The organism is Enterobacter sp. MGH 33, from assembly GCF_000534535.1.
In the GTDB taxonomy this organism is placed as follows: Bacteria; Pseudomonadota; Gammaproteobacteria; order Enterobacterales; family Enterobacteriaceae; genus Enterobacter; species Enterobacter hormaechei_C.
This window is the reverse complement of record NZ_KI973212.1, coordinates 3,039,079-3,057,884: the sequence shown is the minus strand read 5'-3', so window position 1 is coordinate 3,057,884 and position 18,806 is coordinate 3,039,079. Positions and strand designations below refer to the sequence as shown.

17 protein-coding genes are annotated in these 18,806 nt (G+C 57.6%); 13 read left to right on the top strand and 4 right to left on the bottom strand.

Annotated elements, in window-relative coordinates:
* Positions 1-19: 19 nt before the first annotated feature.
* The 11 genes from tar (at position 20) to L379_RS09815 (ending at position 13,077) form a co-directional block, all read left to right on the top strand.
* Positions 20-1,687 carry a methyl-accepting chemotaxis protein II gene (gene tar, locus L379_RS09765; RefSeq protein WP_023303904.1) on the top strand — a complete coding sequence of 556 codons (1,668 nt, stop codon included), beginning with the start codon at positions 20-22 and terminating at the stop codon, positions 1,685-1,687.
* Positions 1,688-1,731: 44 nt separating this feature from the next.
* On the top strand, positions 1,732-3,333 hold the full coding sequence (tap, locus tag L379_RS09770) for a methyl-accepting chemotaxis protein IV (protein ID WP_017693235.1): 1,602 nt from the start codon (positions 1,732-1,734) through the stop codon (positions 3,331-3,333).
* A 19-nt stretch (positions 3,334-3,352) separates the two neighbouring features.
* Entirely contained in the window at positions 3,353-4,219 is an 867-nt protein-coding gene (gene cheR / locus L379_RS09775; RefSeq protein ID WP_017384409.1) for a protein-glutamate O-methyltransferase CheR, read from the top strand.
* Positions 4,216-5,265 (top strand): protein-glutamate methylesterase/protein-glutamine glutaminase, encoded by a 1,050-nt coding sequence (locus L379_RS09780; RefSeq protein ID WP_014884341.1) that lies wholly within the window; start codon positions 4,216-4,218, stop codon positions 5,263-5,265. The genes cheR and L379_RS09780 overlap by 4 nt, the downstream gene beginning before the upstream one ends.
* Before the next feature lie 17 nt (positions 5,266-5,282).
* Positions 5,283-5,672 (top strand): chemotaxis response regulator CheY, encoded by a 390-nt coding sequence (cheY, locus tag L379_RS09785; RefSeq protein WP_000763862.1) that lies wholly within the window; start codon positions 5,283-5,285, stop codon positions 5,670-5,672.
* Positions 5,673-5,682: 10 nt separating this feature from the next.
* Complete coding sequence (cheZ, locus tag L379_RS09790) at positions 5,683-6,327, top strand: protein phosphatase CheZ (protein ID WP_003859718.1); 645 nt, start codon at positions 5,683-5,685, stop codon at positions 6,325-6,327.
* A 150-nt stretch (positions 6,328-6,477) separates the two neighbouring features.
* Positions 6,478-7,626, top strand: a complete 1,149-nt coding sequence (gene flhB / locus L379_RS09795; protein ID WP_006811100.1) for a flagellar biosynthesis protein FlhB — start codon at positions 6,478-6,480, stop codon at positions 7,624-7,626.
* Positions 7,619-9,697, top strand: a complete 2,079-nt coding sequence (gene flhA / locus L379_RS09800) for a flagellar biosynthesis protein FlhA (protein WP_003859723.1) — start codon at positions 7,619-7,621, stop codon at positions 9,695-9,697. Before flhB ends, flhA begins: the two co-directional genes overlap by 8 nt.
* Positions 9,697-10,089 (top strand): flagellar protein FlhE, encoded by a 393-nt coding sequence (locus tag L379_RS09805; protein WP_023303901.1) that lies wholly within the window; start codon positions 9,697-9,699, stop codon positions 10,087-10,089. Before flhA ends, L379_RS09805 begins: the two co-directional genes overlap by 1 nt.
* Positions 10,090-10,349: 260 nt before the next feature.
* Positions 10,350-11,933 carry an MFS transporter gene (locus L379_RS09810; protein ID WP_032654000.1) on the top strand — a complete coding sequence of 528 codons (1,584 nt, stop codon included), beginning with the start codon at positions 10,350-10,352 and terminating at the stop codon, positions 11,931-11,933.
* A 4-nt stretch (positions 11,934-11,937) separates the two neighbouring features.
* Positions 11,938-13,077 (top strand): beta-galactosidase BglB, encoded by a 1,140-nt coding sequence (locus L379_RS09815; RefSeq protein ID WP_026080697.1) that lies wholly within the window; start codon positions 11,938-11,940, stop codon positions 13,075-13,077.
* A gap of 34 nt (positions 13,078-13,111) precedes the next feature.
* On the opposite strand, the gene argS is transcribed toward L379_RS09815, so the two are convergent.
* Positions 13,112-14,845 (bottom strand): arginine--tRNA ligase, encoded by a 1,734-nt coding sequence (argS, locus tag L379_RS09820; protein ID WP_023294934.1) that lies wholly within the window; start codon positions 14,843-14,845, stop codon positions 13,112-13,114.
* Between the two features lie 238 nt (positions 14,846-15,083).
* Here argS and L379_RS09825 point away from each other — a divergent pair, with 238 nt between their 5' ends.
* Together L379_RS09825 and cutC are read left to right on the top strand one after the other, a co-directional pair.
* Entirely contained in the window at positions 15,084-15,644 is a 561-nt protein-coding gene (locus L379_RS09825; protein ID WP_015570274.1) for a VOC family protein, read from the top strand.
* Positions 15,645-15,722: 78 nt separating this feature from the next.
* The gene (gene cutC, locus L379_RS09830) at positions 15,723-16,466 is read left to right on the top strand and encodes a copper homeostasis protein CutC (protein WP_032653997.1); all 744 of its coding nucleotides are present in this window, start codon (positions 15,723-15,725) and stop codon (positions 16,464-16,466) included.
* A 174-nt stretch (positions 16,467-16,640) separates the two neighbouring features.
* On the opposite strand, the gene cmoB is transcribed toward cutC, so the two are convergent.
* Genes cmoB through L379_RS09845 form a run of 3 tightly spaced genes read right to left on the bottom strand, consistent with a single transcriptional unit; the run spans position 16,641 to position 18,789 of the window.
* The gene (gene cmoB, locus L379_RS09835; protein ID WP_017384403.1) at positions 16,641-17,612 is read right to left on the bottom strand and encodes a tRNA 5-methoxyuridine(34)/uridine 5-oxyacetic acid(34) synthase CmoB; all 972 of its coding nucleotides are present in this window, start codon (positions 17,610-17,612) and stop codon (positions 16,641-16,643) included.
* Positions 17,609-18,352, bottom strand: a complete 744-nt coding sequence (gene cmoA / locus L379_RS09840) for a carboxy-S-adenosyl-L-methionine synthase CmoA (RefSeq protein ID WP_003859735.1) — start codon at positions 18,350-18,352, stop codon at positions 17,609-17,611. Before cmoA ends, cmoB begins: the two co-directional genes overlap by 4 nt.
* 41 nt (positions 18,353-18,393) lie before the next feature.
* On the bottom strand, positions 18,394-18,789 hold the full coding sequence (locus L379_RS09845; protein WP_003859737.1) for an MAPEG family protein: 396 nt from the start codon (positions 18,787-18,789) through the stop codon (positions 18,394-18,396).
* Positions 18,790-18,806: the final 17 nt, after the last annotated feature.

Here is an 18,806-nt window from a genome sequence, read left to right as displayed (position 1 = left end):
ATCTATGAGAAGGTGTTGTATGTTGAACCGTATCCGCGTTGTCACAATGCTTATGATGGTGCTGGTCATTTTCGCACTTCTTCAGCTTACTTCTGGCGGCCTCTTTTTCTCGTCGTTAAAACAGAACCAGGACAGCTTCGCGGCCTCGAACGATTTGCGTATGCAGCAAAGCGAACTGACCACGACCTGGGATCTGATGTTGCAGACGCGTATCAACCTGAGCCGCTCGTCTGCCCGCATGATGATGGACCCAAATAACCAGCAGAGCAGCGCAAAAACGGAACTGCTGAAGAATGCGCGCGCCACGCTGGCAGACGCGGCGAAACATTACGACGCCTTCAAAAAAATCGCCCCTCAGCCGGCAATGGCGCAGGCGAGCGCGAACATAGATGAAAAATATCAGGCCTACTTCGCCGGCCTCACGGAGCTGGTGCAGTTCCTGGAGATGGGCAATATGGACGCCTATTTCGCGCAGCCGACCCAGGGAATGCAGAACGCCCTCGGCGCGGCACTCGGCGAGTACGCTAAAGCCAGCGGCGAGCTTTATCACTCCGCGTTCACGCAAAGCCAGAACGACTACCGTTTCGCGAAATGGCAGATGGCGGTTCTCGCCCTCGCGCTGGTCATCGTACTGGTGGCCGTGTGGTACGGCATTCGTCATATCCTGCTTAACCCGCTTGGCCGCGTCATTGCCCATATCCGTGATATTGGCCGGGGCGATCTCACGAAAACGCTGACCGTTTCTGGCCGCAATGAGATCACCGAGCTGGCAACCAGCGTCGACCATATGCAGCGTTCGCTGATTGATACCGTCGCCAACGTGCGCGAGGGGGCGGATGCCATCTATACCGGCACGAGTGAAATCGCGATGGGCAACAACGATCTCTCGTCCCGTACCGAACAGCAGGCATCCGCTCTGGAAGAGACGGCGGCCAGCATGGAGCAGCTCACCGCGACCGTGAAGCAGAATGCCGACAATGCCCGCCAGGCGTCGCAGCTTGCAGAAAGCGCGTCCGACACCGCCCAGCGCGGCGGTCGGGTGGTCGACGGCGTGGTGAAAACCATGCATGACATTGCCGACAGCTCGAAGAAAATCGCCGACATCATCAGCGTAATCGACGGTATCGCCTTCCAGACCAATATCCTGGCGCTGAACGCGGCCGTTGAAGCGGCGCGTGCGGGCGAGCAGGGGCGCGGGTTTGCCGTGGTCGCCGGCGAAGTGCGTAACCTCGCCAGCCGCAGCGCCAATGCGGCGAAAGAGATCAAAGCCCTGATTGAAGACTCTGTTTCACGCGTGGATACCGGCTCGGTGCTGGTGGAAAGTGCGGGTGAAACCATGAATGACATCGTGAATGCCGTGACGCGCGTGACGGACATCATGGGTGAAATCGCCTCTGCATCGGATGAGCAGAGTCGTGGTATTGACCAGGTCGCCCTGGCGGTATCGGAAATGGATCGTGTGACGCAGCAAAACGCCGCCCTGGTGCAGGAGTCCGCTGCCGCGGCCGCTGCGCTGGAGGACCAGGCGAGCCGCCTGAAAATGGCCGTCTCGGCGTTCCGTCTTACTTCAAAAACGACAAATACGGTCAGCTCGCGGTCGGCGTACAGCGAAGCAACCCCGGCGCCCGTGACAACACGTACGCGCGCAGCGGTGACCGGACAAGATGAAAACTGGGAAACATTTTGACTGACAATTAAACCGCGGCTGCTTGCCGCTTGATGGGAGCGTGGATGTTAAATCGTATTCGTATCTCGACCACACTGTTTTTGATTCTGATCCTGTGTGGGGTTTTGCAGGTTGGCAGTAACGGGTTGTCTTTCTGGGCGTTTCGCGATGGCTATCAGAATTTGCAGGAAGTTGAGACGAGTAATCAGCAGCGCTCCGCACTGGCACAAACGCGTGCCGTGCTGTTGCAGGCAAGCACTGCGCTGAACAAAGCAGGGACGTTAACCGCGCTGAGCTATCCGCCGGAGGATATTAAGGCGCTGATGGTCGTGGCCCGCAGCAGCCTGAAGCAGGCCGACGCGCAGTTTAAGGCCTTTACGGCGCAGGAGGCGGTCAGTGAGAAAGAGAAAGCGCTGAAAGTCGCCATGAAAAAGACCTTTGATGTGTGGTACGGCGATCTCGACCATCAGGCGACGTGGCTGGAGAACAACCAGCTTTCTGACTTCCTGACCGCGCCGGTGCAGGCGTCTCAGGCGGCGTTCGACGGCAGCTTTAACGCCTGGCAGCAGGATATTAACCAGTTTGTGGCGCGTGCCGGTGCGGACAGCCGTACCAGCTACCGCATGTCAGGGGCGATTTTCCTGACCATGGTGATCCTGGCCGCCCTGCTGACCGGCGGCTCGCTGTGGTGGTCGCGCAAAATGATCGTCCAGCCGCTGGCCATCGTCAGCAGCCACTTCGACAGTATGGCGAAGGGCGATCTGGCGCGTCCGGTGGCCGTGTATGGCAGGAATGAAATATCAGCGATTTTCGCCAGCCTGAAGGCGATGCAGGGGTCGCTGCGGGAAACGGTAAGCAACGTTCGCCAGGGCAGTTACGCCATGCATACCGGGATCTCCGAGATTGCGGCAGGCAATAACGATCTCTCATCCCGCACCGAACAGCAGGCGGCATCGCTGGCGCAGACGGCGGCCAGCATGGAGCAGCTGACCGCGACGGTAAGCCAGAACGCCGATAACGCGCGTCAGGCGTCCGACTTGTCAAAACAGGCGGCGATGACGGCGAAACGTGGGGGCGATCAGGCCTCTCACGTCGCCAGTACGATGCAGGAGATTGCCGCCAGCTCGCAGAAAATTGGCGACATTATCAGCGTCATCGACGGGATCGCGTTCCAGACCAATATTCTGGCGCTGAACGCGGCCGTTGAAGCGGCGCGTGCCGGGGAGCAGGGGCGCGGGTTCGCGGTAGTTGCCGGTGAAGTCCGAAACCTCGCCAGCCGCAGCGCCAATGCGGCGAAAGAGATCAAAGGGCTGATAGAAGAGTCGGTCTCCCGCGTTCAGCAGGGCTCCGCGCTGGTGGATACCGCCGCGCAGACCATGCACGAGATTGTCACCTCCGTGACGCGGGTTAACGACATTATGGGCGAGATTGCCTCGGCGTCTGATGAACAACGCCGTGGTATTGAGCAGGTGGCGCAGGCCGTTACACAGATGGATCAGGTTACGCAGCAGAACGCCTCACTGGTGGAAGAGGCGGCGGCGGCGACCGATCAGCTGGCAAACCAGGCGGATCACCTTACCGGGTTGGTCGCCGTATTTAATGTGAAAGAGCACGTTGAAGCAGTAACAGAAGTCGGACGGTCACAGGCCGTGCCCGTTGTATCCTGAATGTGATTAAGAAGGCGCTATGACATCACCCATGCCCTCAGGGCAAACGTCATTATTGTTGCAGATGACACAGCGCCTCGCGCTGTCCGACGCGCATTTTCGTCGGATATGTCAGTTAATCTACCAGCGTGCGGGGATCGTGCTTGCGGACCATAAGCGAGACATGGTCTACAACCGGCTGGTGCGGCGCTTGCGTACGCTGGGGCTGGATGATTTTGGCCGCTATCTGAGCATGCTCGAAGCGAACCAGAACAGCGCCGAATGGCAGGCATTTATCAACTCATTAACCACCAACCTGACCGCGTTTTTCCGCGAGGCGCATCACTTCCCGGTGCTGGCGGAACACGCCCGTCGCCGTAGCGGGGAGTATCGCGTCTGGAGCGCGGCGGCCTCTACCGGGGAAGAGCCGTACTCGCTGGCCATCACCCTGGCGGACACCCTGGGCATGGCGCCGGGCCGCTGGAAAGTGTACGCCAGCGACATCGATACCGAAGTGCTGGAAAAAGCCCGTAACGGCGTTTATCGCCAGGATGAGCTTAAAACGCTGTCTCCTCAGCAGCTACAGCGTTACTTCATGCGCGGTACCGGCCCGCATGAAGGACTGGTGCGCGTACGCCAGGAGCTGGCGAACTGCGTGGAATTTGCTCCCGTTAATTTACTGGATAAGCAGTACAACGTGCCGGGGCCATTCGACGCCATTTTTTGCCGTAACGTGATGATCTATTTTGATAAAACGACGCAACAGGACATCCTGCGTCGCTTTGTTCCGTTGCTCAAGCCTGACGGTTTACTGTTTGCCGGGCACTCGGAAAACTTCAGCAACCTCGTGCGTGAGTTTAGCCTGCGTGGGCAAACGGTATATGCGCTGAGTAAGGAAAAAGCATGAGTAAAATCAGGGTATTGTCTGTCGATGATTCGGCGCTGATGCGTCAGATCATGACCGAAATCATCAATAGCCACAGCGATATGGAGATGGTGGCGACAGCACCCGATCCGCTGGTCGCGCGGGATTTAATCAAAAAATATAACCCCGACGTGCTGACGCTGGATGTTGAAATGCCGCGCATGGATGGCATCGATTTCCTGGAAAAATTAATGCGCCTGCGCCCGATGCCGGTGGTGATGGTGTCATCTCTGACCGGTAAAGGTTCAGAAATCACCCTGCGCGCGCTGGAGCTGGGGGCGGTGGATTTTGTCACCAAGCCGCAGCTCGGCATTCGCGAGGGGATGCTGGCGTACAGCGAGATGATCGCCGAGAAAATCCGTACCGCGTCGCGCGCAAAACTCGCGGCCCACAAGCCGATGGCAGCTCCGGCAACCCTGAAGGCAGGGCCGTTACTCAGCTCGGAAAAGTTGCTGGTCATTGGGGCGTCAACCGGAGGAACAGAGGCAATTCGCCATGTACTCCAGCCATTGCCGCTCTCAAGCCCGGGTATTCTGATCACGCAACATATGCCGCCAGGGTTTACCCGTTCGTTCGCGGAGCGCCTGAATAAGCTGTGCCAGATCAGCGTGAAAGAGGCGGAAGACGGCGAGCGCGTGCTGCCGGGTCACGCCTATATCGCCCCGGGTGACAAGCACATGGAGCTGGCGCGCAGCGGGGCGAACTATCAAATCAAAATTCATGACGGGCCGCCGGTTAACCGGCACCGTCCGTCGGTGGATGTGCTGTTTCATTCGGTGGCGAAACATGCGGGGCGCAACGCCGTTGGGGTGATCCTGACGGGGATGGGCAACGACGGCGCCGCCGGAATGCTTGCGATGCACCAGGCTGGTGCCTGGACGATTGCGCAGAATGAAGCAAGTTGTGTGGTGTTCGGCATGCCGCGCGAGGCCATCAATATGGGTGGCGTAAGCGAAGTGGTCGATCTTAGCCAGGTAAGCCAGCAGATGCTGGCGAAAATCAGTGCCGGACAGGCAATACGTATTTGACTCAGGAGTATTATTTTATGGCGGATAAAGAGCTTAAGTTTTTGGTTGTGGATGACTTTTCCACCATGCGTCGCATTGTGCGCAACCTGCTGAAAGAGCTGGGCTTCAACAATGTTGAAGAAGCAGAAGACGGGGTGGATGCGCTGAACAAACTCCAGGCTGGCGGGTTTGGTTTTGTGATTTCCGACTGGAACATGCCGAACATGGACGGTCTCGAACTGCTGAAAACCATCCGCGCGGATGCGGGCATGGCCTCTTTGCCGGTGCTGATGGTGACCGCAGAAGCGAAGAAAGAGAACATTATTGCCGCTGCACAGGCGGGCGCAAGCGGCTACGTGGTGAAGCCATTCACCGCGGCGACTCTGGAAGAGAAGCTCGGGAAGATCTTCGAGAAACTCGGCATGTGAGGTGATGGATATGTTGCAACCTGCTATGAAACCCGTTGAAGAACATTCGCCGAGCGACATTATTGCCCGCATTGGTAGCCTGACCCGCATGCTGCGTGACAGCCTGCGTGAGCTGGGGCTGGACCAGGCTATCGCCGAAGCGGCGGAAGCCATCCCTGACGCGCGCGACCGTCTGGACTACGTCGTACAGATGACCGCGCAGGCGGCCGAGCGTGCGCTGAACAGCGTTGAAGCCTCGCAGCCGCACCAGGATGCGATGGAGAAGGGTGCGAAAGCGCTGAGCAAACGCTGGGATGAGTGGTTTGAGAACCCTATTGAGCTGGCGGATGCCCGCGAACTGGTAACGGATACCCGTCAGTACCTGGGTGACGTGCCGGGGCACACCAGCTTCACCAATGCCCAACTGCTGGACATCATGATGGCACAGGATTTCCAGGACCTCACCGGCCAGGTGATCAAGCGCATGATGGATGTGATTCAGGAGATTGAACGTCAGCTGCTGATGGTACTGCTGGAGAACATACCGGAACCGGCTGCCCGTCCGAAACGCGAGAACGAAAGCCTGCTCAATGGTCCACAGCTTGACACCAGCAAAGCGGGCGTGGTGGCGAGCCAGGATCAGGTGGACGATCTGCTGGACAGTCTTGGTTTCTGATTGCCCGTTCTGCCTCAGGTCGTTAACGCGGCCTGAGGCAGCTCAGAACAAAAACAGTGAAAAGAGCCCGAATAAACGGGCTTTTCCCGCCATTGGATTTTCTCTGCGCTGGCATGATACCCGTGAATTAATGGGCTGCGAGCAGGCACAGTGGCAGAAGAGAACGACGACAAAACAGAAGCCCCCACACCCCACCGACTTGAAAAAGCCCGTGAGGATGGGCAGATCCCCCGATCCCGAGAGCTGACATCCCTGCTGATCCTGGTGGTGGGCGTCTGCATAATCTGGTGGGGCGGGGAGATGCTCGCCCGCAGACTGGCGGGAATGCTCTCGGCTGGCTTACGTTTTGATCACAGCATGGTCAATGACCCCAATCTGATCCTCATTCAGATCATCAACCTTGTGAAAAGCGCGATGATCGCCTTGCTGCCGCTGATCGCGGGGGTGGTCATCGTGGCCCTGGTTTCGCCGGTCATGCTCGGTGGCCTGGTGTTCAGCGGAAAATCGCTGCAACCGAAATTTTCTAAGCTCAATCCGTTCCCCGGCATTGCGAAAATGTTTTCCGCGCAAACCGGGGCTGAGCTTCTTAAAGCGATCCTGAAATCGCTTCTTATGGGCAGTACCGCCGGGTTTTTTCTGTGGCACCACTGGCCGGAGATGATGCGCCTCATCAGCGAGTCCCCGATGACGGCGATGAAGAATGCCCTGAACCTGGTCGGGTTATGCTCGCTGCTGGTGGTACTCAGCATTATTCCGATGGTGGCGTTCGACGTTATCTTCCAGATCTATTCCCATATCAAAAAGCTGCGAATGTCGCGTCAGGACATCCGCGATGAATATAAACAGATGGAAGGCGACCCGCACGTTAAGGGCCGTATCCGCCAGATGCAGCGCGCCGCCGCGCGTCGGCGCATGATGGAAGATGTGCCGAAAGCCGACGTCATCGTCACCAACCCGACTCACTATTCCGTGGCGCTTCAGTACGACGAAAACAAAATGAGCGCGCCGAAAGTGGTGGCGAAAGGGGCCGGGCTGATTGCGCTGCGCATTCGTGAAATTGCCACGGAAAACCGTGTGCCGATCCTGGAAGCACCGCCGCTGGCTCGCGCGCTGTATCGCCACGCGGAAATTGGACAACAGATCCCGGGCCAGCTCTACGCCGCTGTCGCAGAGGTGCTGGCCTGGGTGTGGCAACTGAAACGCTGGCGTTTAGCGGGCGGTCAACGACCTGTAAAACCTGAGAACCTGCCGGTGCCTGAAGCACTGGATTTTTTGAACGAGAAGGACACTGATGGCTAATCTGGTGGCAATGTTGCGCCTGCCCGGCAACCTGAAATCGACGCAATGGCAGATCCTTGCCGGACCGATTCTGATCCTGTTAATTCTGTCGATGATGGTGCTGCCGTTACCGGCATTTATCCTCGACCTGCTTTTCACCTTCAACATTGCCTTGTCCATCATGGTGTTGCTGGTGGCGATGTTCACCCAGCGCACGCTGGAGTTCGCCGCGTTTCCAACGATCCTGCTGTTCACCACGCTGCTGCGCCTGGCGCTGAACGTTGCCTCCACGCGTATCATCCTGATGGAAGGGCACACCGGCGCGGCGGCGGCGGGCAAGGTGGTCGAAGCCTTCGGTCACTTCCTGGTGGGCGGCAACTTCGCCATCGGTATCGTGGTGTTCGTCATTCTGGTGATTATCAACTTCATGGTTATCACTAAAGGGGCGGGGCGTATCGCTGAAGTGGGCGCGCGCTTCGTGCTCGACGGGATGCCGGGCAAGCAGATGGCCATCGACGCCGACCTGAATGCCGGGCTGATCGCGGAAGATGAAGCGAAAAAACGCCGTGCCGAAGTGACCCAGGAGGCAGATTTCTACGGCTCCATGGACGGTGCGAGTAAGTTTGTGCGCGGTGACGCCATCGCGGGCATTCTGATCATGGTGATTAACGTCGTCGGCGGCCTGCTCGTCGGCGTGCTGCAACACGGCATGGACATGGGCCACGCGGCGGAAAGCTATACGCTGCTGACCATTGGTGATGGTCTGGTGGCGCAGATCCCGGCGCTGGTGATCTCCACCGCGGCGGGCGTGATTGTGACCCGCGTCAGCACCGATCAGGACGTGGGCGAGCAGATGGTGGGGCAGCTCTTCAGCAACCCGCGCGTTATGCTGCTCTCCGCGGCGGTGCTGGGCCTGCTCGGTATGGTGCCGGGCATGCCAAACCTGGTATTCCTGCTGTTCACCGCCGCGCTGCTGGGGCTTGCCTGGTGGATGCGTGGCCGTGAAACGCAGCCTAAGGCAGAGCCTGCGCCGGTCAAAATGCCTGAGAACACCCAGGCGGTGGAGGCCACCTGGAACGACGTACAGCTCGAAGATTCGCTGGGGATGGAAGTGGGGTACCGCCTGATCCCGATGGTGGATTTCCAGCAGGATGGTGAGCTGCTTGGCCGTATTCGCAGCATTCGTAAAAAATTCGCCCAGGATATGGGCTTCCTGCCGCCGGTGGTCCACATCCGGGACAATATGGATCTCCCGCCCGCGCGCTACCGCATCCTGATGAAAGGGGTGGAAATCGGCAGCGGTGATGCGTACCCTGGCCGCTGGCTGGCGATTAATCCGGGCACCGCCGCAGGCACGTTGCCGGGTGAGCAGACGACCGACCCGGCCTTTGGTCTGGCGGCAATCTGGATTGAGAGCGCCCTGAAAGAGCAGGCCCAGATTCAGGGTTACACGGTCGTTGAGGCCAGTACCGTGGTGGCGACCCACCTCAACCACCTGATTGGCCAGTTCTCCGCGGAACTGTTTGGGCGTCAGGAGGCGCAGCAGCTGCTCGACCGCGTAACGCAGGAGATGCCGAAGCTGACCGAAGATTTGGTGCCGGGCGTGCTGACCTTAACCACCCTGCACAAAGTGCTGCAAAATCTGCTCGATGAGAAGGTGCCCATTCGCGATATGCGTACCATCCTTGAGACGCTGGCCGAACATGCGCCGCTGCAAAGCGATCCGCACGAACTGACGGCGGTGGTGCGCGTGGCGCTCGGACGCGCCATTACCCAGCAATGGTTCCCGGGAACTGGCGAAGTGCAGGTCATTGGCCTGGACACGCCGCTGGAACGTCTGCTGCTTCAGGCGTTGCAGGGCGGTGGCGGGCTGGAGCCGGGTCTGGCGGACAGATTACTGGCGCAAACCCAGGAGGCGCTGGCGCGTCAGGAGATGCTGGGCGCGCCGCCGGTGCTGCTGGTGAATCACGCGCTGCGTCCGTTGCTGTCGCGCTTCCTGCGCCGGAGCCTGAACCAGCTGGTAGTGCTGTCGAATATGGAGCTGTCCGATAACCGCAATATTCGCATGACGGCGACCATAGGAGGGAAATAATGCGTAAGTGGCTGTGGATCTTACTTTTCCCGCTGGCGGCGCAGGCCGCAGGCGAGGGGGCATGGCAGGCCAGCAGTATCGGCTTGACGCTCAACCATCGGGGGGAGTCGATCTCCTCCCGTCCGCTGTCCGCCTCTGAGCCCGTGTCCGGGCAGATGACGCTGGTGGCCTGGAATTACACCCTGACGGGACCCACACCGGCCGGGTTGCGGGTGCGGCTGTGCTCGCTGACCCGCTGCGCGGAAATCGAGGGTCAACGTGGCACTACCCAGGCCTTCAACGGGGTGTCTGCTCAGGAGCCTTTACGCTTTATCTGGGAAGTGCCAGGCGGTGGACGTCTCATCCCGGCGCTGAAGGTTCAGCGCAACGAGGTGCTCGTCAACTACCGCTAACTGCCCGCCTTTTCGCCAGTCTCCAGGCATTTCTGAAGGCTGGCTCGCAAAAATGACCTTCCCTTTTGATACAAAAGAAACGCTGTTTTATAAATCAGTGACACGCGTATTGACACTCTTTGCGTTTTTGCCATTCACCACTTTGTGATGGCAGAAACAGAAAGGTATCAACAGGTCGATACTTTTACTGTAGCCGTGTAAAAACTCCCGGACGAGGTTGCTTACAGGGAGTCTCCCAAAACTGATTAGGGTTGACGGCAATGAAAACACGTAAAATTGGACTCCCAAATTATTTTGCTTACGGGTCAGGGGACTTCCTCGGGGCGGGGACTACCGCCCTGACGGCCGCCTGGCTTTTGTATTTTTATACCACCTTCTGTGGACTCACACCGATTGAAGCAACCTTTATCTTCGCTGCCGCACGGGTGCTGGATGCGGTTGTCAGCCCGTTAATGGGCTTTTTAACCGATAACTTTGGCACCACCTGGCTGGGCAAGCGTTTTGGCCGTCGTAAGTTCTTCATCCTGCTCGGTATTCCCTGCGTTTTCAGCTACTCGCTGATGTGGGTAGGGGACATGAGTTTCTGGTACTACCTGCTGACCTATCTGATCTTTGATATCGTCTACACCATGATCCTGGTGCCGTACGAAACGCTGGTGCCGGAGATGACGGACGATTTCAAACAGAAAACCAAATTCTCCGGGGCGCGAATCTCTATGGCGCAGATGTCCGCCATTCTGGCCTCCTTCCTGCCGGGGATCCTGCTCACGCATTTCGGCAAAGACAACGCGATCTCCTTCTTCTATGCAAGCCTGGTCTTCTCCGTACTCTGCGCGCTGATGCTTACTTTCGTCTGGTTCTTCACCTGGGAGCGTCCGCGGGAAGAGTGGTCTGAAGCGGCTCTGCATGCCGAGGAAGAGAAGAAAAAGCTGACCCTGGGCCAGAGCCTGAACCGTCTTTTTGTCGAATTAAGTTCGACGCTGCGCATCAAGATTTTCCGCCAGCATCTGGGGATGTACCTTGGCGGCTACATCGCCCAGGACGTCTTTAATGCGGTGTTCACCTATTACGTGGTATTTGTGCTGATGCAGGAGGCGTCAATGGCGTCCAACCTGCTGGGCACGATGGCCATCTTCCAGTTCCTCGCCGTGATCGGCATGATCCCGCTGTGCATTCGCTTCGGACCTGCGCCGTCTTACCGCATGGTGGTCGTGCTGTTTGGTCTGGCCTCGCTTTCTTACGCGGTGCTTTATTACGCGGGCCTGAGCGACGTTTACGCTCTGCTGCTGCTGATCTCTGCGGTTGCCGGTCTTGGCCGCGGGGGTATCAACTACGTACCGTGGAATACCTACACCTACATTGCTGACGTGGACGAAGTGATCACCGGTCAGCGTCGCGAAGGGATCTTCGCGGGCATCATGACGCTGACCCGTAAAGCGTCTCAGGCCGGTGCGGTGATGCTGGTGGGGATCGTGATGCAGATGTCGGGCTTTGTCAGCGGGCAAAAAGTGCAGCCTGCGGAAGTGAGCCACACCATTCTGATGATCCTGAGCGTTGGCACTATTCTGGTGCTGTTCTGCGGCTTCCTTGTCTCCCTGCGCTTCAAACTCAATTTGCAGACCCACAGCACCCTGCGTGAAGAGACCGCGAAAATGCGCGAGTCCGGCCATGCGATGCCAGAGGCGGTGACCCCGCAGGCCCGCGCTACCGTGGAGATGCTGGCCGGACTGCCGTATGAATCCCTGTGGGGCAACAACAACATCGGTTATCTGAATCGCAATAAGCCGGCGGCACCTTCGCTGAAGGATCGCGCGGTACTGAATTCGACATACAACAGAGGTTAAGATGATGAAAGTTTGGCCTGTCAAACATAGCCCGTTACTGCGTCAGCCTGAGCGCTTTATCGCCAGGGATGAGCTGAAATCGCTGATTCAAAAGGTGACGCATAACCTGGTCAATATCCACGACAAAACGGGTGAGTTTTTGCTGCGGCTGGACGACGGGCGCGTGATCGACACCAAAGGCTGGGCCGGATGGGAATGGACCCACGGCGTCGGTTTATACGGTATCTGGCAGTATTACTGCCAGACCGGTGACGAAGGCATGCGCGAGATTATCGACAGCTGGTTTGCTGACCGTTTCGCTGAAGGCGCAACCACCAAAAACGTGAATACCATGTCGCCGTTCCTGACGCTGGCGTATCGCTACGAAGAGACCAAAAACCCTGCCTGGCTGCCGTGGCTGGAAAGCTGGGCGGAATGGGCGATGAATGAGATGCCGCGTACCGAACATGGCGGCATGCAGCACATCACCCTGGCGGAAGAGAACCATCAGCAGATGTGGGATGACACGCTGATGATGACGGTGCTGCCGCTGGCGAAAATCGGCAAGCTGCTGAACAAGCCGGAGTACGTCGAGGAGGCGATCTATCAGTTCCTGCTCCACGTACAGAATCTGATGGATCGGGAGACCGGGCTGTGGTTCCACGGCTGGAATTACGACGGCAATCACAACTTTGCCCGGGCTCGCTGGGCGCGCGGCAACAGCTGGCTGACCATCGTGATCCCGGATTTCCTCGAGCTGGTGGATCTGCCGGAAAACAACGCCGTTCGTCGCTATCTGGTGCAGGTACTGAACGCGCAGATCGCCGCACTGGCAAAATGTCAGGACGAGAGCGGATTGTGGCATACGCTGCTGGACGATCCTGATTCTTATCTGGAGGCGTCGGCCACGGCAGGGTTTGCCTACGGCATTCTGAAAGCCGTGCGCAAGCGTTATGTCGGCGCAGAGTACGCAGAGGTGGCGGAGAAAGCGATTCGCGGCATCGTGCAAAACATCTCGCCGGAAGGGGAGCTGCTGCAAACGTCCTTCGGGACGGGGATGGGGAGCGATCTGGCGTTTTACCGCCAGATACCGCTGACCTCGATGCCGTATGGCCAGGCAATGGCGATTCTGTGTCTGACGGAATATTTGCGGAAATATTTCTGATAATAAAAAACCCGGCGCTCGCCGGGTTTCTTTTTTACATACGTTCTACGGTTTCGATACCCAGGGTATCCAGACCGAGCTTCAGTGTCTTCGCCGTCAGCTGCGCCAGCTTCAGGCGGCTGTGACGCACCGCTTCGCTCTCAGCAGAGAGGATAGGGCAGTGTTCGTAGAAGCCAGAGAACAGACCGGCCAGATCGTACAGGTATGCACACATAACGTGCGGCGTACCGTCACGCGCGACCACGGAGAGCGTCTCTTCGAACTGAAGCAGGCGGGCAGCCAGCTGTGCTTCACGGTCTTCGGTAAGGGTCACCGTAGCATTCGCCAGCACGCTTTCGTCGATATTGGCTTTACGGAAGACGGAGAGTACGCGGGTATAAGCGTACTGCATATATGGCGCCGTGTTGCCTTCAAACGCCAGCATGTTGTCCCAGTCGAAGATATAGTCGGTGGTACGGTTCTTGGAGAGATCCGCGTATTTCACCGCGCCGATCCCAACCGCGTTAGCCAGTTTCTCCAGCTCGTCAGCAGGCATATCCGGGTTCTTCTCGGCCACCAGGCGACGCGCGCGTTCCAGCGCTTCATCCAGCAGATCGGAAAGCTTCACGGTGCCGCCCGCACGGGTTTTGAACGGCTTACCGTCTTTACCCAGCATCATGCCGAACATGTGATGCTCCAGCGGCACGGAATCCGGCACATAACCCGCTTTACGCACGATAGTCCACGCCTGCATCAGGTGCTGGTGCTGACGGGAGTCGATGTAATACAGCACGCGATCCGCATGCAGGGTTTCGTAACGGTATTTCGCACAGGCGATGTCGGTGGTGGTGTAGAGATAGCCGCCATCCTTTTTCTGGACGATCACACCCATCGGTTCGCCTTCCTTGTTTTTATACTCATCAAGGAACACCACCGTTGCGCCTTCGCTTTCCACCGCCAAATTTTTAGCTTTCAGGTCTGCCACAATGCCTGGCAGCATCGGGTTATACAGGCTTTCACCCATCACGTCGTCACGGGTCAGGGTCACGTTCAGACGGTTATAGGTAAGCTGGTTCTGGGACATGGTAATGTCCACCAGCTTGCGCCACATCTCGAGGAAGTACGGGTCGCCACCTTGAAGTTTTACCACGTAGCTGCGCGCGCGCTCGGCGAAGGCTTCATCTTCGTCATAGTGCTTTTTGGCTTCACGGTAGAAACCTTCCAGGTCTGCCAGCGCCATTTCGCCTGCGTTTTCCTGCTGCTGCTTTTCCAGATACGCGATCAGCATGCCGAACTGCGTGCCCCAGTCGCCTACGTGGTTAGCGCGGATCACCTTGTGACCAAGGAACTCCAGGGTACGCACCGCCGCGTCACCGATGATGGTGGAGCGCAGGTGACCGACGTGCATCTCTTTCGCCACGTTTGGCGCGGAGTAGTCAACCACCACGGTCTGCGCTTCTGGCTGAGCCACGCCCAGACGGTCAGACTTCAGCGCCGCGTCAACGTGGCTTGCGAGGAATGCAGGCTCAAGGAAAATGTTGATAAAGCCTGGACCGGCGATTTCGGTTTTGCTGGCGATGCCGGTGAGATCCAGATGCGTCAGTACCTGCTCAGCGAGCTGTCGCGGCGGCATGCCCAGTTTTTTAGCCACTGCCATCACGCCATTAGCCTGATAGTCGCCAAACTGTACTTTCGCTGACTGACGAACCTGTGGTTCGCAATCCGCAGGCGCACCTGCGGCAATCAGTGCCTGACTGACTTTTTCTGAGAGAAGAGCCTGAATATTCACCTGGATACCTTACGTTTTTGATGCGGGTAAAAAACACCCACGCCAGTTTAAGAATTTAGGGCGGGAGTATACTGCAAATGCCTTCGGGCGTCAGCCCTGCGGGGGGCGAAGATCGCTCAGAATCCAGGCGAAGACGGTATGCATAATCATGCAGTCGAAAAAACCGTGATTCTGCGGTTGGTCGACAGAGGGCAACAGAGTAAATTAGCGGCTTTGCGACACGAAACGAGACTGACCTATGGCGAACTGGCATACCATTGACGAACTGCATGATATTTCCGCAGATTTACCGCGCTTCACTCAGGCGTTCACAGAACTTGCCACCCGTCTCGGGCTGGATATCGCGCCGCTTGAGGCCGATCACATCTCTTTGCGCTGCCACCAGAATGCCACCGCCGAACGCTGGCGGCGTGGCTTTGAGCAGTGCGGAGAACTGCTGTCGGAGAATATCATTAACGGTCGCCCGATCTGCCTGTTCAAACTTCACGCGCCGGTAACGGTGGCGCACTGGCAATTCACCGTTGTGGAACTGCCCTGGCCAGGAGAGAAGCGTTATCCGCACGAAGGCTGGGAGCATATCGAAATTGTTCTGCCTGGGGAGCCCGAGACGCTGAACGCCCGTGCGCTGGCGCTGCTTTCCGACGAGGGGTTAAGCCAGCCGGGTATTTTCGTCAAAACCAGCTCGCCAAAAGGGGAGCGCGAACGCTTACCGAACCCTACGCTTGCCGTAACGGACGGCAACGTGACGGTGAAATTCCATCCCTGGACAATCGAGCAGATCGTCGCCAGCGAAGCGTAAGCATTGTGAGCGTCGATCCAGACATCAATCGGGCAACGTGCCACGATGGTACGTTGAGTGAAATTTAAGGAGGATGACATGGCGCTGCTGGAAATTTGTTGTTACAGCGTGGAGTGTGGCGTCACTGCGCAACGGCACGGGGCCGATCGCATCGAGCTTTGCGCGGCACCGAAAGAAGGGGGATTAACCCCGTCCTTTGGCGTGCTGAAATCAGCCCGCCAGGCCATCACCATTCCGGTGCACCCGATTATTCGCCCGCGCGGCGGTGATTTTTGTTATACGGCGGGTGAGTTCAGTGCCATGCTTGAGGATATCGCCCTCGTCCGTGATTCCGGTTTTCCGGGGCTGGTGATCGGTGTGCTGGACGAAGACGGCAACATCGATCTTCCGCGTATGCGTCAGGTCATGCGCGCCGCCCGGGGGATGGCGGTCACTTTTCATCGTGCGTTCGATATGTGTAAGGATCCGATACAAGCCTTTGATACGCTGGCAGAACTGGGCGTGGCGCGCGTTCTGACGTCGGGCCAGCAGTCCTCGGCTGAAAAAGGACTGAAATTAATTACGGAACTAAAAGCACATTCCGGTGTTCCAATAATCATGGCGGGCGCAGGAGTACGCGCCAGCAATCTGGAACTGTTTTTAAACGCAGGGGTGGAAGAGCTGCACAGCTCGGTGGGTAAATGGATACCTTCACCCATGCGTTATCGCAATACAGGGTTGTCAATGTCGACGGATGCTGAAGCGGATGAGTACTCACGCTACGGTGTGGATGGAGAGTCGGTTGCGGTAATGAAATCGTTGATTGAACGTCATCACGTGTAGCAACGTACCGATTTTTACCGCGCATCATGTCGCCCAATATGATGCTTGCTTGTACCAGGCCCCTGCAAATTACACAGGGGCCTTTTTTTCTTTTTTGCCCGGTGGCGCTGCGCTTACCGGGCCTACGAAATCACGCGTAGGCCGGGTAAGGCGCAGCCGCCACCCGGCTAAAGGCTACGGCTTGGTCGCAATCAATACCGCACGCATCGGGGCCGGATAGCCTTCGATGGTTTTACTGTGATCGTCCGGGTCGAGGAATTGCTCCAGCGATTCGGTGATCATCCAGTCGGTGCGGCGCTGTTCCTCAACCGACGTCACGCACACATCGGCGATGCGTACATCGACAAATCCACATTTCTCCAGCCAGTTCTTCAGCGCCAGCGCGGAAGGGATGAAGTAAACGTTGCGCATCTGCGCATAGCGATCGCCCGGCACCAGAACGGCATGTTCATCGCCTTTGATGACCAGCGTTTCCAGCACCAGTTCGCCGCCGCTGACCAGCTGATCTTTCAACTGCCAGAGATGCTCCAGCGGGGAACGACGGTGGTACAGCACGCCCATCGAGAAAACGGTATCAAACGCTTTCAGGGCAGGGAGTTGCTCGATACCCAGCGGCAGCAGGTGCGCACGCTGGTCGTTACCCAGGAGCTTACGCACCGCTTCAAACTGGCACAGGAACAGCTGCATCGGATCGATACCGACGGCCAGATGCGCGCCTGCGCCGATCATGCGCCACATGTGATAGCCGCTACCGCAGCCCACGTCCAGAATAGTGCGCCCGGTCAGGTCGGATAAATGCGGCAGAACGCGATCCCACTTCCAGTCGGAGCGCCACTCGGTGTTGATATTTACACCGTACAGCGAGAACGGCCCTTTGCGCCACGGCATCAGGTTACGCATCAGCGTTTCGATGCGGTTGAGCTGCCCGGCCGGGAGCGGCTCTTCGCTCTCCGCCGTCACGCTGTGCAGCAAATCCAGACGATGAGGCGTCAGTTCAGGCAGAAACTCCACGGCGTTGGACCACTGCTTCAACAGACCATGCTGCTGATCGCGCTGCCAGGTGGCAATTTGCGCAGGCAGGGTTTCCAGCCAGTGGGAAAGGTGGTTTTTGGCAATCAGCTGATAGAAATTACCGAACTCGATCATGCTGCGTCTCCGGCTTTAAGCGCCACCAGAGAACCAAAGTTAAAGCACTGGAACCACAGTTCGCTGTGTTCAAATCCGGCTTTGCGCAGGCGCGCTTTGTGGGTTTCTACGGAATCCGTCAGCATGACGTTTTCAAGCATGCTGCGCTTCTGGCTGATCTCCAGCTCGCTGTAGCCATTTGCACGCTTGAAATCATGGTGCATGTTGAACAGCAGTTCGCCCACGCTGGCGTCTTCAAAGCTGAATTTCTCAGACAACACCAGCGCGCCGCCCGGGTTCAGGCCTTGATAAATTTTATCCAGCAACCGCTGACGATCGTCCGGCACCAGGAACTGAAGGGTAAAGTTCAGTACCACCATCGAGGCGTTCTGGATGTCGATATCGCGGATATCGCCTTCTACCACCTCCACAGGCGTAGGGGCTTTATACGCGTCAATGTGGCGACGGCAGCGTTCGACCATGGCCGGTGAGTTATCGACAGCCACAATCTTGCAGCCTTCGTGATGAACGTTACGACGAATAGACAGCGTTGCCGCTCCCAGCGAACAGCCCAGGTCATAGACCTGCGTGCCGGGTTGAACAAAACGCTCCGCCAGCATGCCGATCATGGAGATAATATTGGAATAACCGGGAACAGAGCGCTGGATCATATCCGGGAAGACTTCGGCTACCCGTTCATCAAAGGTCCAGTCGCCCAGGCTGGCGATAGGCGCGGAAAAAAGCGTGTCGCGATCTGACATAACGTAAAAAATCCGGGAAAAATAAAGGGGCATATTGTGCGCTAATGGAAGGAGAAAACCAACTCCCACGGCATATACCAAAGGTTAGCCAGCACCATCAGCAAAAGCGAGCACCAGGTCGCGCTCATGCCGGAACGACGCCAGCGGATCAGACGGTGGTGAAAACCATAATAATGCATCAAACGTCCTGCTATCAGCAGCAGCCCACAGACGTGCACCATCCAGGTTTCAGCGCCATCCATCTCCATTAACAGCAGTAAAATTAACGCGACGGGAATGTACTCGACCGCGTTGCCGTGGATGCGGATTGCGCTTTGTAGCTCAGAAAAGCCCCCGTCACCGTACGAGACGCGGTACTGCATTCTCAGGCGCACAACATCAAATGAAAACTTAATCAGCAGTAATGCACCTAACACCGCATACAGCGCGCTGACCATACTAACTCCCTGTTTTT